Below are 14,513 nucleotides of genomic sequence, written 5' to 3' on the forward strand. Positions count from 1 at the left end.
CGACGGTTTCTTCTGCCGCGCCTAAGGCTGCGCAGCCTGCCGTGAAAAAATAAGCCGGATTCTGCCTATATGCCGCCCTGCGGCCGAACCGTTTGCCGGTTGGGCCCCGGGGCGGCTTTGTTTGGGGGCGAGAATGAGAGCTTGAGATCTTTGCATAATTTCCAAAAATCTCCTAAATCCCACAAAAATATTTAAAAGACTTTTTGGGTATTTTGCAAAGATCACAAATGAAAAACCATCAAAATCATGAACCCACTCAACTACATCGGCAAACCGGGCGCAAACCTGCCGCCAAACTGCAAAACAACGGCAAAACCGTCGACTGCGCCCTGCCTTGGGATATCGGCCACGGCGGCGATCATGACTTGGACGAACTGTTTGCCTGGATGAAACAAGTCAGCAGCTCTGCAAAATAAGCGTTCACAATATAGATTGGGATGAGATTTGGTATCCCCCGTTTTGATTGGGGAAATGGCGTGTTTTACACTATTGAAGCACCTGTTTGTGCCAGAAAAAGGGCACTGATACCTAATTATTGGGCATCTGGGATGCCTGAGGAGAATAAAAAGGAGATTTAAAGCTAAAACAGCCGAAACTCTATGTTTGAGTTTCAGCCATCGTGAAATAGTAAAGAAAACTATTTTAAAAATGTCTAAGGCCGTCTGAAATCTAACTTAAGGTTTCAGACGACCTATTCTTGTAAAGACAATGTTTCTAGATACACATCGGCCAACAAGAGCGACATCCTGTTAATACTATTGCTATAGCACTATATAATAAGCCAAACTTAAATATATTTTTTCTACGATATTTATGGTTCATTTTTGTCTCTTTCTTAAGCTTTAAAGCTAATAAATTTGGTAAGTTTCTATTCATTAAAAATCTAATTAAATCCGTTTTTTCAATGTCGGCAATATTGCATCCCAAGCCGTTAAAGCCTCCTTTTCACTTAATGGGGAACCGGCAGAATTGTTATCACTGGTACCGAAAGTCATCTTAAATCTCACACTGCCATCATCTTTTTCCCAAATAAATAGATATCGTTTCCCCTGCCACTTAACAAGTTTCTCACTGCCGGCCATGCCATTGATGTTCCGGCTTCCCTGGCGAATCGTGCTATATTTTGCCCATGACATAAGTCTGCCCATAACACTATTTTTCTTAACAAGATCTCGCTTCAATAAAGGTTTGTCATCTTTCTCCAAAGATCCACCTGTCGTTAGCTCGGCATAAACGTCTTTATAGTCTTTGATTTTGATGCCCGCACTGCCAAAAAACGGCTCAGTTCCCTTATCGACAATAAATCCCTCTGTTAAACAGATACCCTGTTGCTGCGGAATTTCACTTTCATTACGATCTCTCAATTTATCGAAAAAATCATTTCGTATATGCCTAATAGCTTCGTCAACTTTACTTTTTTCCAGCTGTTTAAGGTTTGGTGGCTCTTTACCATTGACAGGCATAATGCGTACAAAAGCCCTAATGGAATAGGCATCGTTCTTACCTAGCTTGAAATAGAAATCGACATAATAGATCATCCCTTTTAGATGCTTTGACACCGAGTGTTCCCAAGAACCCGGAGCCTGTGTCACCATAGCTATCGCTTTATTAGGAATAACTGTACGGTTTTCTATAAAACTATCACTTCCATTATATCCTTTTTCTTTAACCTCTAATGCGGATTCTACTTCTAGATTCCAATAATCTGGTCGCACTCTTATCTGCCAACCATTGTATTTAAGCCAACCAGTTCCACTTATACGGTTAGATGGTAAGTTAATTTGGTAACGCCCACTACAAAATGGCTGCGCCGTCCAATATGCATTATCGGCAGCAAATGGCTTATCTACTGCCTGGACGGTAGAAAGTGTGGCAGAGAGAAACAGTGTAGAGATTAATGGAATACGGTGGAACATAAATTTTCTTTGACAGATAAACTGACCGACAATTAAATTATGACAATGAATTTAATATAGTATCTGTGATAATGCCAATGGTAAAGGGATAAGGATTAACGGAAAAAAGCCTGTCTGAAAGGTTGAATTTTGCAAAGGTCTCAGTCTGTTGACGACATTTGATGCATAAAAATGCGCCATAAAATTTTTAATTGACTAAAATCTTCCTATATTATCGCAAGGTCTTGGGCCGTCTGAAAGATGCTGAAATCAGCTTTCAGACGGCCTTGTTGTAAGATGGGTTTTGATATTGGCGTACTTTTTTAAATACGGATAAAATCCCTGCTAATTATTTATAACAATATTTTTAGGATACACAGTGCTTGCTTTAGATTATTGTTGTCAAAAGGCTGCGGAAAGCCATTCCAGTTTTTTATCCGGTTTTCGTTTTTTATCAGTAGAAAAACGAAATGCGATCACTGTTTTATACGCTTTTTGTCGTGAACTGGATGATGTAGTCGATGGCTGTACCGATCCGAATGTAGCTCAGATTACCTTGAATTGGTGGCGCAGTGATTTGGAGAAAGTGTTTAATAATGAGATGCCTGAGCATCCCGTTCATCAGGCTTTAAAGGATATTCGGGCAAGTTTTGATTTGCCGAAGAATGAGTTTGAAGCTTTGATTGATGGCATGCAGATGGATTTGGAGCAGGCTCGTTATGGTAGTTTTGATGAATTAAAGCTGTATTGCCACCGTGTTGCCGGAGTTGTGGGGCGTCTTATTGCACGGATTTTAGGTTTTTCCAATCCCCAAACTTTGGAATATGCGGAAAAAATGGGCTTGGCTTTGCAGTTGACGAACATTATTCGTGATGTGGGCGAAGATGCGCGGCAGGGCAGAATTTATCTGCCGATAGAGGAAATGCAGAAATTTGATGTGCCTGCCAACGTCATCATGCAGTGTAAACCGACAGACAATTTTGCGAAATTAATGCAGTTTCAAGTGGATAGGGCGCGTGAAACTTATCGTGAGGCTATGTTGCTTTTGCCGGCTGCGGATAAGAAATCGCAAAAAGTCGGCCTGATTATGGCGGCCATTTATTATGCGTTGTTAAATGAAATCGACCGTGATGGTGCGCAAAATGTGTTGACTTACAAAATTGCGATTCCTTCTCCCCGTAAAAAACGTATTGCTTTGAAAACTTGGCTGTTTGGATTTAAACCATGAATATTCGGCGTCCAAAAATTGCTGTGATTGGTGCCGGTTGGGCAGGTTTGTCTGCGGCGGTTTCTCTGATTCATCGAGCTGATATTGCTTTGTTTGAAACCGGGAGGCGAGCGGGCGGTAGAGCGCGTACCTTAGCCGGGAAAGATGATGGATTCAGCTTTTTGGATAATGGGCAGCATATCTTGTTGGGCGCGTATCATGGTGTCCAAACTTTGATGCGACATATTGGCGTTCAACCTGAATCAGCCTTTTTACGCCAGCCTTTGCAATGGTACATCCATGAGGGATTGCAGTTTCAGACGGCCTCTCTGCCTGCACCGTGGCATTTGCTTGTCGGTATCCTGCGTGCAAAAAATCTTTCCTTTTCATTGAGAATCAAATTGCTGTCGGATATGTCGGCATTGCAACGTTGGGCAGGCCATCATAAAACCGATTTGACGGTTGCAAAGTGGTTGAGAACACGAAATGTTCCGCGCAGCCTGCTTGGCCAATTTTGGCAACCTTTGGTTTGGGGTGCTTTAAATACGCCGTTAGAACAGGCATCGTTGCGCATTTTATGCAATGTATTGAATGATGGAGTGTGGTCTGAAAAGGCGAACAGCGATTATCTTTTGCCTAAGCAGGATTTAGGGCGGATCGTAGCCGAACCAGCTTTGGATTTCCTGCACAAGCATGGTGCAAAAATACATCTTGAAACCCGTATTACACATTTAAACCATCATATCGATGGCCGAATTGAAATCAATGGCGAAGTATTTGATGCGGTGATTTTAGCCGTTGCGTCATATCATGTTGACGCGCTTTTGCCTGAAGATACGCCTGACTATATTCAGACGGTCTATCAATCGTTGCATTACCATGCGATTACTACGGTTTATTTGCGTTATGCCCAAGCAGTCAAGCTGCCTGCGCCTTTAACCGGGTTTGCCGATGGTACGGCGCAGTGGGTGCTGCATCGGGGAGCGTTGGGTTTGCCGGATAATGAAGTCGCGGTCGTCATCAGCGTTTCCGATTACACCGAGGCTTGGAAGGACAAAGATTTAGCCGAGAAAATTCATGCGGACATTAAGCGGGTTTGTTCGGATTTGGATAAACCCGAAGCCGTACGCATTATTACGGAAAAACGCGCGACTACGGCGGCAACGGTTGATTTTGTACAGCCTGATTTCTCATGGCTGCACCATCACCGTATTTATCCGGCTGGCGATTATCTTCATCCGCGTTATCCGGCAACCTTGGAAGCGGCGGTTCAGTCAGGTTTTGCCGCGGCTGAAAAGCTTATGCTGGATTTGAGGGTTGAATAAACTGAGGCCGTCTGAATGTTCAGACGGCCTTTTTGACTTTACAAAACTTACCAAGCCGATAAAATATCTAAAACCATAAAGTTCAAGGAAAAGTCATGACGACATTAGCGGACAAAACCATTTTGGTTACCGGCGCATCCCAAGGTTTGGGCGAGCAGGTTGCCAAAGCCTATGCGGCGGCCGGAGCGACTGTTATTTTGGTGGCGCGTCATCAAAAGCGTTTGGAAAAAGTATATGATGCTATTGTGGCTGCGGGCAGCCCAGAACCGTTTGCCATCTGCTTTGATTTGATGAGTGCGGAGGAGAAAGAGTTTAAGCAATTCGCAGAAACCATTGATGAAGCTACCGGCGGAAAATTGGATGGCGTGGTGCATTGCGCCAGCTATTTCTATGCTTTGTCGCCGTTGGATTTCCAAACCGTATCGGAATGGGTCAACCAATACCGTATCAATACCGTTGCGCCTATGGGCCTGACCCGTGCGCTGTTCCCATTGTTGAAGCAATCGGAAGACGCTTCTGTGATTTTTGTCGGCGAAAGCCACGGAGAAAAACCGCAAGCCTATTGGGGCGGTTTCGGAGCTTCTAAAGCCGCGCTTAATTATTTGTGTAAAGTGGCTGCGGACGAGTGGGAACGTTTTGACAACCTGCGTGCCAATGTTTTGGTGCCGGGTGCCATCAATTCGCCGCAACGTATCAAATCCCATCCGGGCGAATCGAAAAGCGAACGTAAAAACTACGAAGATGTCCTGCCGCAATTTATTTGGTGGGCAAGCCGAGAGAGCAGGGGGCGGACAGGAGAAATCGTCTATCTGTAAATCTACCTGCTCAGAGTGGTTTGAAAACATGAGGCCGTCTGAAATCTGTATTTTCAGACGGCCTTTAACTTATTCAGTTTTATATCTAATAATATGAAAGTTTGATGTTTGACGTGTTAATAGGCACTCATCAGGCTGGCACAAAATTAGATATAGTAATCTAGGTTATAGTTATATTGGATAAATATGACGGAATTTGACTTTATCAGACAATATTTGCAGCGACAAAAATCGGAAGGTTTGATTTTGGGCATAGGCGACGATGCCGCTATTATTCGCCCAAGTAACGGATTTGATTTATGTTTTAGCGCTGATATGTTGGTTAAGGGCAGACATTTTTTTGAAGATGTTTCGCCTGAAGATTTGGCATGGAAAATGCTTGCAGTAAATTTATCCGATATGGCCGCTATGGGTGCCAAGCCGCGGTGGGTGTTGCTCAGTGCTGCGCTGCCTGAATTGAATCAAGACTGGCTCAAACGTTTTTGCGATAGCTTTTTTGCTTTGGCCGCGCGTTTTGATACGGTGTTGATTGGTGGCGATACCACCAAAGGCGATTTGGTCTTTAATGTAACGATAGTGGGCGAAGTGCCGACAGGGCGTGCCCTGCGGCGTGATGCGGCCGAAGTCGGCGACGATATTTGGGTATCGGGCCGCTTGGGTTTGGCTGCCGCTGCTTTGAACCAACATCTGGGGCATTATCAATTGCCGTCTGAAATCATGGCGGTTTGCGATGATAAATTGCTCCGTCCGGAGCCGCGCGTTTCATTGGGGCTGGCATTGCTGCCGTTTGCCCATGCTGTGCAAGATGTTTCAGACGGCCTGGCTCAAGATGTGGGGCATATTTTAAAAGCCTCTGCTGTCGGGGCGGAAATCTTTGCCGATTGTGTGCCGTCGTTGCCTGAATTGAAAAACGTTTTGTCGCGCAAGCAATGGTTGTCGGCAGTATTGGCCGGCGGCGATGATTACGAACTGATTTTTACTGCTGCTCCAGAAGACAGGGAACGTGTTTGTCAGGCGGCGGAACAAAGTGGCGTACCGGTCGCCCGAATTGGTAAAATGACTGACTCAGGCCGTCTGAATATTTTAGATGTCGAAGGCGGCGTATTGGAACTGACTTCTTTAGGATTTGATCATTTTGGCTGAACGTAAACCTACTTTTTCTTGGCTGTTGCACAAACCATTGTGTTTTTTAGGATTTGGTTTCGGCAGTGGCTTATCGCCGGTTGCGCCGGGTACGGCAGGGACGCTTGCCGCGTTACCTCTGGCTTTTGTATTGTGCCTGTTGGGCATAGACGGCTGGATATTGCTTTTATTGTGTATCGCCTTGTTTTTCTGGGGTATCCGCATTTGCGGTTATACCGAGAGGGAGCTGGGCATTCAGGATTACGGCGGTATCGTTTGGGATGAAATTGTCGCGATGCTGCTGGTGCTGTCGCTGATTCCGTTTAAATGGAGCTGGTGGCTGGCGGCTTTTGTTATTTTCCGCTTGTTTGATGCGTTGAAACCCTGGCCGATCAAATGGTTTGACCGGCGGATTCATGGAGGTTTGGGTATTATGCTTGATGATTTGATTGCGGCTGTGATGACTTTATTGGTCTTGGGGCTGTTTCATTGGATTGCGTGATGTGTTTTAAGTGTTTCGACCCTTTGCAAAAATAGGGCGGACACGCCGGAATTATCCGGTTTTAAATAAAATAAATATACGGGTGAACAATTATGAACGAAATCGAGATTAACGTGGAGCCGCGTTATATGGCCGGCCAAAGCGACGTCTACCGCGACCGCTACGCCTTCAATTATCTGATTACCATCTGCAACCGCAGCGATGAAATCATTACTTTGCGTCAGCGTTTTTGGGAAATCACCGACGGACACGGTGAAACAGAGCAAGTTGGCCATGTCGGCCTGATTGAAGAGCAGCCTGTTTTGTACCCGGGCGAAGCCTATGAGTACAACAGCGGCTCGCAAATCAGCACGCCTTGGGGCAGCATCGAAGGCGCGTATGAGTTTGAAGACAGTATCGGCAAACGTTTCGTTATCGGGGTGCCGAAGCTTGAATTCAAAGCAGGCTTTACGTTGCAATAGGCCGTCTGAAAAATGAAAAACCGGAACATGCGAAATGTTCCGGTTTTGTTTTTTCAGACGGCCTTATCAGTCTTTGCAAGGCTGTACCAATACCCACGGCGCTACAACGACCGCCCACATTTCCTGCTTATCCGCTAGAAAAGTACGCGCCATATCATCGCTGACGGCACCGAATTTGCCTTGTTCCATCCATTGTTTCAATGGCGCGGCTTCATCTTCGGCAACATGGCGGGCGACGGCAATCAAATCCAAATCGGGCGCAACATAGACGGCGGCACCGCGTGCGAAGTGGGGTTGCAGCTCTTCCCATGAAATGCGGGCGGTTTCGGTATTGAGTTTTTCGTTTAAGAGTGGAATAGACATAGGACAATCATCAAATAAAAAATGGATTGTAACCGATATTCGGCCTTTTGCCCGATGCCGTCTGAAAACGAAAGAAATTTACAGGGTTAACGTTATACAGTATCATTTTAATGTTTTAATTTTCTTTCAGACGGCCTGTTGTCCGTATTCGGATAAGGGCGGTTTTAGGCTTATGAATTCTGTATTGTTGACCGGATTGCTGCAAAGGCTGCTGATTGCGCTTGCCGCATTGGCGGCGTTGTGGGCTGTGTATTTTTGGGCGGTGTCGCCATGAGTATCGTGGTGGAAAATCTGACGGTCAGCTATCAGCGCAGGCCGGTGGTGCACCATGTCGATATGGTGTTTGAAGATGGCAAGATGTGGACGATTTTCGGGCCGAACGGCGCGGGCAAATCGACTTTGCTCAAAGCCATCATGGGTTTGCAGAAGACGGATACGGGCAGCGTGCGCTATGAAAATATGGCGCGCAAGGATATTGCCTATTTGCCGCAGCAGTCGGATATTGACCGCAGCCAGCCGATGACGGTGTTTGAACTGGCGGCGATGGGGCTGTGGTATGAAATCGGCTTTTTCGGACGCGTAAACGCGGCGCAGAAAAAGCGCGTGATGGCGGCTTTGGAACGCGTGGAAATGCAGGATTTTGCCACGCGCCAAATCGCGCACTTGTCCAATGGCCAATTCCAACGCGTATTGTTTGCGCGGATGCTGGTGCAGGATGCCAAATTTTTGCTGCTGGACGAACCGTTTAACGCAGTGGATGCGCGGACGACTTATGCGCTGTTGGAAGTTTTGCGCCAGTGCCATCAGGACGGTCAGGCAGTGATTGCTGTGTTGCATGATTACGAGCAGGTGAGGGCATATTTTGCCAACACGCTGCTTTTGGCGCGTGAAAAAGTGACTGCCGGTGCGACGGAAAATGTGTTGACCGATGAATTTTTGGCACAGGCCAACCGAATGATGCAGAAGCAGGAAGCGGCCGATTGGTGCGCGGTTTAATGGACAAGGCCGTCTGAAAGTAAGTGTTTTTCAGACGGCCTCAGGCTTTCAGAGATTAATAAAAAAGCGATAAAACATGGATTTATATGATTTGGTCGTCGCACCGTTCACCGAATTTGACTTTATGCGCTATGCCCTGGCATCGATTTTCTGCCTGGCATTGAGTGCGGCGCCTGTCGGTGTGTTTTTGGTGATGCGCCGCATGAGTTTGGTGGGCGATGCCTTGAGCCATGCGGTTTTGCCCGGTGCGGCCATTGGCTATATGTTTGCCGGTTTGAGTTTGCCTGCGATGAGTGTCGGCGGTTTTGCGGCCGGTTTGCTGATGGCTTTGTTGGCAGGTTTGGTCAGCCGGTTTACTTCATTGAAAGAAGACGCGAACTTTGCCGCATTTTATTTGAGCAGCCTCGCCATCGGCGTGGTTTTGGTCAGCAAAAACGGCAGCAGCGTCGATTTGCTGCATTTGCTGTTTGGCTCGGTCTTGGCGGTGGATATTCCGGCTTTGCAGCTGATTGCCGTTTCTGCGAGTGTGACTATTTTGCTGATGGCGGTCATGTTCCGCCCGCTGGTGTTGGAAAGCATAGACCCTTTGTTCCTCAAGGCTGTCGGCGGTAAGGGCGGCTTTTGGCATGTGTTGTTTTTGGTGCTGGTCGTGATGAATCTGGTTGCCGGTTTCCAGGCATTGGGCACGCTGATGTCGGTCGGTTTGATGATGTTGCCGGCGATTACCGCCAGACTGTGGGCGAAAAGCATGGGTTGGTTGATGATTTTGTCGGTCGCATTGGCTTTGCTTTGCGGTTTGGCAGGACTGTTGTTTTCCTACCATATCGAAATCCCGTCCGGCCCGGCGATTATTTTATGCTGCGGCACGCTTTACCTGATTTCCGTCGTGTTCGGTTGGGAGGGCGGCATTTTGGCAAAATGGTTGCGCCGTAAAAAACACCGCACGGCATGATTTTTCAGACGGCCGCTTGAATAATCAGGCGGTCTGTTTTATGATGATGTTAATGTTACGTTATATCAATGGAGAGAATATGAAACATTGGAAACTCGGCATCGTTGCCGCATTATTGACCGGTGCCGCTTATGCCGCTCCGTTGCCTGTTGTGACCAGCTTCAGCATTTTGGGCGACGTGGCCAAACAGATTGGCGGTGACCGCGTGGCCGTTCAAAGCTTGGTGGGTGCCAACCAAGACAGTCATGCCTACCACATGACCAGCGGCGACATCAAAAAAATCCGCAGTGCAAAATTGGTATTGCTCAACGGCTTGGGCTTGGAAGCCGCCGATGTACAGCGCGCAGTCAAACAGAGCAAAGTGCCTTTCGCCGAAGCGACCAAAGGCATTCAGGCTTTGAAAGCAGAAGAGGGCGGTCATCATCATGACCACGATCACGAAGGCCATCATCACGATCACGGCGAATTTGACCCGCACGTTTGGACCGACCCCGTCTTGATGGGCACTTATGCGCAAAACGTTGCCAATGCGCTGATTCAAGCCGACCCTGAAGGCAAAACCTACTATCAGCAACGTTTGGGCAACTATCAAATGCAGCTGAAAAAACTGCACAGCGATGTGCAGGCTGCCTTTAATGCTGTACCTGCCGCCAAGCGTAAAGTCTTGACCGGACACGATGCGTTCTCTTACATGGGCAAACGCTACAATATTGAATTCATCGCCCCTCAAGGCGTGAGCAGCGAAGCCGAGCCGTCTGCCAAACAAGTGGCTTCCATCATCCGCCAAATCAAACGCGAGGGCATTAAAGCTGTCTTTACCGAAAACATCAAAGACACGCGCATGATTGACCGTATCGCCAAAGAAACCGGCGTCAACGTCAGCGGACGTTTGTATTCCGATGCACTGGGTGGCGCACCGGCCAACAGCTACATCGGCATGTACCGCTACAATGTCAAAGTGTTGACCGATGCCATGAAAAAATAAAACGGTTTCAAGATAAAGGCCGTCTGAAACTTGGAAACAAGGTTTCAGACGGCCTTTTATATGCTTATTTTTAAAATAAACCGTCAAATTTAAAATATAAAAATTAGTTTTGTGCTATTAAAAACTCCATTATCAAAAATTCATGCCAATTTGCTTGATAAGTACGCACCATCCGTGCGAATTGCTTATCGGCGGTCTGCCGGCCACTCACGGCTTGACTTCACCCTGTTACAATTCGGCATCTTCACGTTTCTTAATCTTACATCATGAGCAATCATTCGTCTTGGTCATCCAAAATCGGCTTTGTGCTTGCTGCGGCAGGCTCGGCCATCGGTTTGGGTGCAATTTGGAAATTCCCTTATACAGCCGGTACCAACGGCGGCGCCGTATTCTTTCTTTTGTTTTTGATTTTCACCATTTTGGTGGCTTTGCCGGTTCAACTGGCCGAGTTTTACATCGGCCGTACAGGCGGTAAAAACGCCATTGATTCCTTTAAAGTATTGCGCCCGGGTTCGCAGTGGCCGTGGGTCGGCCGCATGGGTGTGGCCGCGTGTTTTATTTTGCTGTCGTTTTACAGCGTGGTCGGCGGCTGGGTGTTGAACTACGTCGTGCACAGCTTTACCGGTGAAATTCATGCCGGTGCAGACTTTGAAGCCTTGTTCGGCAACACGATTTCTTCACCGTTTGGTTCGCTGTTTTACCAAGGCTTGTTCATGCTGATTACCATTTGGGTGGTTAAAGGCGGCATTTCAGACGGCATTGAAAAGGCAAACCGCGTGTTGATGCCGGGTTTGTTTATCCTCTTTATCGCGCTGGCCGTTCGTTCGCTGACCTTGCCCGGCGCAATGGAGGGCGTGGCATTCTTGTTGAAACCGGATTGGTCGTATTTGAAACCGGGTACGATGCTGACTGCTTTGGGTCAGGCATTTTTTGCATTGAGTATTGGCGTGTCCGCGATGATTACCTATGCCTCGTATTTGGGTAAGGATCAGGATATGTTCCGCTCCGGCCATACGATTATGTGGATGAACCTGTTTGTATCATTGCTGGCCGGTTTGGTGATTTTCCCTGCGGTATTTGCCTTCGGTTTTGAACCCGGCCAAGGCCCCGGCCTGATTTTTGTCGTGTTGCCTGCGGTTTTCATGAAAATGCCGATGGGTACTTATTTATTCGCCGTATTCATGCTGTTGGTTGTTTTTGCAACGCTGACTTCCGCATTTTCCATGCTGGAAACCGTGATTGCGGCAACCATCCGCCAAGACGAGAAAAAGCGCAGCAGCCACACTTGGATAATCGGTATTGCGATTTTCATAGTCGGTATTCCTTCGGCGCTGTCTTTCGGCGTATGGAGTGAGTTTAAAATTTTCGGCAAAACCATTTTTGACTTGTGGGATTTCATCATTTCCGCCGTCATCATGCCGATCGGTGCTTTGAGTGTTGCCGTGTTTACGTCATGGATTCAGGACAAACAGTCCGTCCTGCGCGATGCGGGCATGGGCAGTACCGTGCCGAAACAGCTGCTTTGCCTGTGGCTGGGTGCGCTTCGCTATCTTGCGCCGATTGCGATTGTTGTGGTGTTCATCAACTCTTTGGGTTTGATTTAAACCGATAGTGAGCAAACAGTCCGGCGAAGCAATGCAACTTCGGGCTGTTTGTTTAAAACATCATGAAAAATATTAAGGCCGTCTGAAAAATGTTCAGACGGCCTTTTTATAGATGCGCGATGCTGGGTTAGAACTTCGCTTGCAGTCTCAGCCATGCAGTACGGCCGGGTTCGTTCACGCGCATGGTTTGAGTACCGGCAGACGGGTCGCCGCCGCGGCTGACGAATTCAGCATAGGTTTTGTTGAACACGTTGTCCACGCCGCCTTGCAATGTGGCGTATTTGCTGAATTTCCAACCGGCGTTGAGCGAGAGTACGCCAAAGCCTGAAGATGCGCCGATGTCTTGGCCGACGATATTGCCTTGGCCTTTGCTGTAACGGTTTTGCTTGGCCACGACGCGCCACAATGCGCCTGCGCTGAATTTACCGTTGTCAAAGGCAAGGGTGTTGTTCCACTCGAGCGGCGGCGTTTGTGCCAAAGGTTTGCCGTCGGTACGGTTTTTGCCGTGGGTGTAGGCGAGGCTGGTGCCGACTTCCCAGTTAGGCGCAAATGTCCATTTGACTTCGGCTTCGCCGCCAAAGCGTGAAGCGTTGATGTTGCGCACGCTGAAATTCATGCCTTGGCGCTCCATCATGATGAAGTCTTTGATGTCGCTGCCGAATACGGATACAGACGCGTGGAGATTAGGACGTTTCCAGATTACACCTGCATCGATTTGGCGGTTTTGCTCTGCGCGGATGGCTTTATTTTCAGAGCGCAGGCGTTCCCAGTAGTCAGGTGCGCGTTCGGCAATACCGAAGCCGGCATAGTATTTCAGGCCGTTGTCCGTATTTCTTTCCCAACGCAGGAAGCCTGAGTTCAAATTGAATTTTTGATGTTTCAAAACGGGGTCGGTCACGCGCGCGGTATCGTAATGCGCTTTGACTTGGTCATGGCGCAAACCTGCTACCCAGCGTTGATTGTCGGTTTGCTGCCAAGAAGCTTCGGTGAAAATACCCCATTGTTTGAAACTTTGGTTGGGCATGTAAGGCTTGTGGCTGTAGCCGTCGCCGCCGCGCTCCATGCGTGCGACGTGGACGTCGTCCAGATAATCCAAACCGGTTTGCAGGTTGAGCTTGTCCCAGTCGAAAGTGGCTTTCAGACGGCCTGTATCGGTATTGCGTTTAGGGTTGTTGGCATTTTTAATCTGCTTGCCGGCAGGATTGTAGATGGTACGCAGGCTGTATGTGTCCATCACGTGGTCGATTTCGCTTTTACCGTAGCGCAGTTCCAACTCGCTGAACCATGGGGTAAGGTTGCGTTGGGTAAAACGGATGTTCCATGCATCACGGTCGAATTTGCTGCCGTCCATCATGCGGTCGGCGTAGGCAACCTTGGCCCTGCTGCGCTCGTATGTGCCGGCAATGGTGGTATTTTCTGTCGGGGTGATGCCCAGTTGCACCATTTGGCTATCGCGTTTGAAGTTGGAGTGAATGCGGTTGCCGTCGCCGTCTTTGTAATCGTCGGCTTCGTTATGGGAAATATTGGTACGGACGTAGCCGTATTTGCCGCCGAACTCGGCTTCCAACGAGCCGTCAAGGCGGTCGTTGCTGCCTGCTGTCAGGGTGGCGTTAATGTTGTAAGGTTTCTCAGTGAAATCAGGATCTTTACGGATAAATTGCACTGAGCCGCTGACCAAGCCCATGCCTTGGGTAACAGTTTGCGGGCCTTTGGTAACGACGACTTTATCAAATGAATTGGGGTGGATATAGGCAGTCGGCGGGTCCATGCGCATACCGCAACCGCCATAAATAAACTGGTCGTCGGCATTGACGGAGAGGCGTGAGCCACCCAAACCGCGGAATAACGGATCGCCCGAGCTGCCGCCTTTGCGGATGATGCTCATGTTGGGCACGGATTGTAAAAGGTCTGCCCCGTCTCCGGCAGGGAGGGGTTGCAAAGCAGCTTTGGGGTTGAAAGTAACGCGATTGGCTTTTTGTTGTTGTGTGCCGGTGACGGTGACAGGGGAAAGGGTAACTGTTTCTTCAGGTGTAGGGTTAGTCTCTGCCCATGCTTGGGATACGGCTAAGGCAATGGGTAAGATAAGTAATGGTGGGTATTTCATATCGTTTCTCTCTATTATTAGGAATTATGTTAACTAATACCTAAGTATTATACATAAAGTCTAGTAAAATAGAAGCAGTGGGATTTTAATCTAAATCAATATTTTCAGATTTTTAGCGTATAGGTTGTTTATTAAGATTGGTCATACCAAAATATTGATTTGAAGGCATTGGTGAGGTTAAT

Annotated in this window: 13 protein-coding genes and 1 pseudogene; 11 read left to right on the forward strand and 3 right to left on the reverse strand. The window is 47.8% G+C overall.

Annotation, left to right across the window (positions count from 1 at the left end; all coding sequences use genetic code 11):
• Positions 1-231 precede the first annotated feature (231 nt).
• Positions 232-416: pseudogene (locus tag ACTHUG_RS09940) on the forward strand (subtype B tannase); the annotation flags it as partial.
• A gap of 471 nt (positions 417-887) precedes the next feature.
• On the opposite strand, the gene ACTHUG_RS09945 reads toward ACTHUG_RS09940, so the two are convergent.
• Positions 888-1,916, reverse strand: coding sequence for a T6SS immunity protein Tli4 family protein (locus tag ACTHUG_RS09945; RefSeq protein ID WP_440386670.1), 1,029 nt, complete (start codon positions 1,914-1,916; stop codon positions 888-890).
• 358 nt (positions 1,917-2,274) lie between these two features.
• Between ACTHUG_RS09945 and hpnD the strand changes: the two genes are divergently transcribed.
• From hpnD to apaG, 6 genes are all read left to right on the forward strand, one after another.
• Positions 2,275-3,123 (forward strand): presqualene diphosphate synthase HpnD, encoded by an 849-nt coding sequence (gene hpnD, locus ACTHUG_RS09950; protein ID WP_440386671.1) that lies wholly within the window; start codon positions 2,275-2,277, stop codon positions 3,121-3,123.
• The gene (gene hpnE, locus ACTHUG_RS09955) at positions 3,120-4,427 is read left to right on the forward strand and encodes a hydroxysqualene dehydroxylase HpnE (RefSeq protein WP_440386673.1); all 1,308 of its coding nucleotides are present in this window, start codon (positions 3,120-3,122) and stop codon (positions 4,425-4,427) included. The genes hpnD and hpnE overlap by 4 nt, the downstream gene beginning before the upstream one ends.
• 95 nt (positions 4,428-4,522) lie before the next feature.
• The gene (locus ACTHUG_RS09960; protein ID WP_003747583.1) at positions 4,523-5,242 is read left to right on the forward strand and encodes an SDR family oxidoreductase; all 720 of its coding nucleotides are present in this window, start codon (positions 4,523-4,525) and stop codon (positions 5,240-5,242) included.
• Positions 5,243-5,428: 186 nt separating this feature from the next.
• Positions 5,429-6,385, forward strand: a complete 957-nt coding sequence (gene thiL / locus ACTHUG_RS09965; RefSeq protein WP_440386674.1) for a thiamine-phosphate kinase — start codon at positions 5,429-5,431, stop codon at positions 6,383-6,385.
• Positions 6,378-6,866, forward strand: coding sequence for a phosphatidylglycerophosphatase A family protein (locus tag ACTHUG_RS09970; RefSeq protein ID WP_003747579.1), 489 nt, complete (start codon positions 6,378-6,380; stop codon positions 6,864-6,866). The genes thiL and ACTHUG_RS09970 overlap by 8 nt, the downstream gene beginning before the upstream one ends.
• Before the next feature lie 92 nt (positions 6,867-6,958).
• Positions 6,959-7,327 (forward strand): Co2+/Mg2+ efflux protein ApaG, encoded by a 369-nt coding sequence (apaG, locus tag ACTHUG_RS09975; RefSeq protein ID WP_070589688.1) that lies wholly within the window; start codon positions 6,959-6,961, stop codon positions 7,325-7,327.
• A 66-nt stretch (positions 7,328-7,393) separates the two neighbouring features.
• Here apaG and ACTHUG_RS09980 read toward each other — a convergent pair whose 3' ends face one another.
• The gene (locus tag ACTHUG_RS09980; protein WP_049323125.1) at positions 7,394-7,690 is read right to left on the reverse strand and encodes a DUF2288 domain-containing protein; all 297 of its coding nucleotides are present in this window, start codon (positions 7,688-7,690) and stop codon (positions 7,394-7,396) included.
• A gap of 270 nt (positions 7,691-7,960) precedes the next feature.
• On the opposite strand from ACTHUG_RS09980, the gene ACTHUG_RS09985 reads away from it, so the two are divergent.
• The 4 genes from ACTHUG_RS09985 to ACTHUG_RS10000 all read left to right on the forward strand — a co-directional run bounded on the left by ACTHUG_RS09985 (position 7,961) and on the right by ACTHUG_RS10000 (position 12,227).
• Positions 7,961-8,686: a metal ABC transporter ATP-binding protein gene (locus tag ACTHUG_RS09985; protein WP_070607635.1), complete on the forward strand. Its 726-nt coding sequence runs from the start codon at positions 7,961-7,963 to the stop codon at positions 8,684-8,686.
• A 76-nt stretch (positions 8,687-8,762) separates the two neighbouring features.
• Positions 8,763-9,638 carry a metal ABC transporter permease gene (locus ACTHUG_RS09990; protein WP_440386675.1) on the forward strand — a complete coding sequence of 292 codons (876 nt, stop codon included), beginning with the start codon at positions 8,763-8,765 and terminating at the stop codon, positions 9,636-9,638.
• Between the two features lie 79 nt (positions 9,639-9,717).
• The gene (locus tag ACTHUG_RS09995) at positions 9,718-10,623 is read left to right on the forward strand and encodes a metal ABC transporter solute-binding protein, Zn/Mn family (RefSeq protein ID WP_141752822.1); all 906 of its coding nucleotides are present in this window, start codon (positions 9,718-9,720) and stop codon (positions 10,621-10,623) included.
• A 266-nt stretch (positions 10,624-10,889) separates the two neighbouring features.
• Positions 10,890-12,227 (forward strand): sodium-dependent transporter, encoded by a 1,338-nt coding sequence (locus tag ACTHUG_RS10000; RefSeq protein ID WP_188208593.1) that lies wholly within the window; start codon positions 10,890-10,892, stop codon positions 12,225-12,227.
• A 127-nt stretch (positions 12,228-12,354) separates the two neighbouring features.
• On the opposite strand, the gene ACTHUG_RS10005 is transcribed toward ACTHUG_RS10000, so the two are convergent.
• On the reverse strand, positions 12,355-14,331 hold the full coding sequence (locus tag ACTHUG_RS10005) for a TonB-dependent copper receptor (protein WP_440386676.1): 1,977 nt from the start codon (positions 14,329-14,331) through the stop codon (positions 12,355-12,357).
• Positions 14,332-14,513 lie beyond the last annotated feature (182 nt).

Origin of the sequence: Neisseria sp. P0022.S009 (assembly GCF_051956675.1) — a bacterium.
In the GTDB taxonomy this organism is placed as follows: domain Bacteria; phylum Pseudomonadota; class Gammaproteobacteria; order Burkholderiales; family Neisseriaceae; genus Neisseria.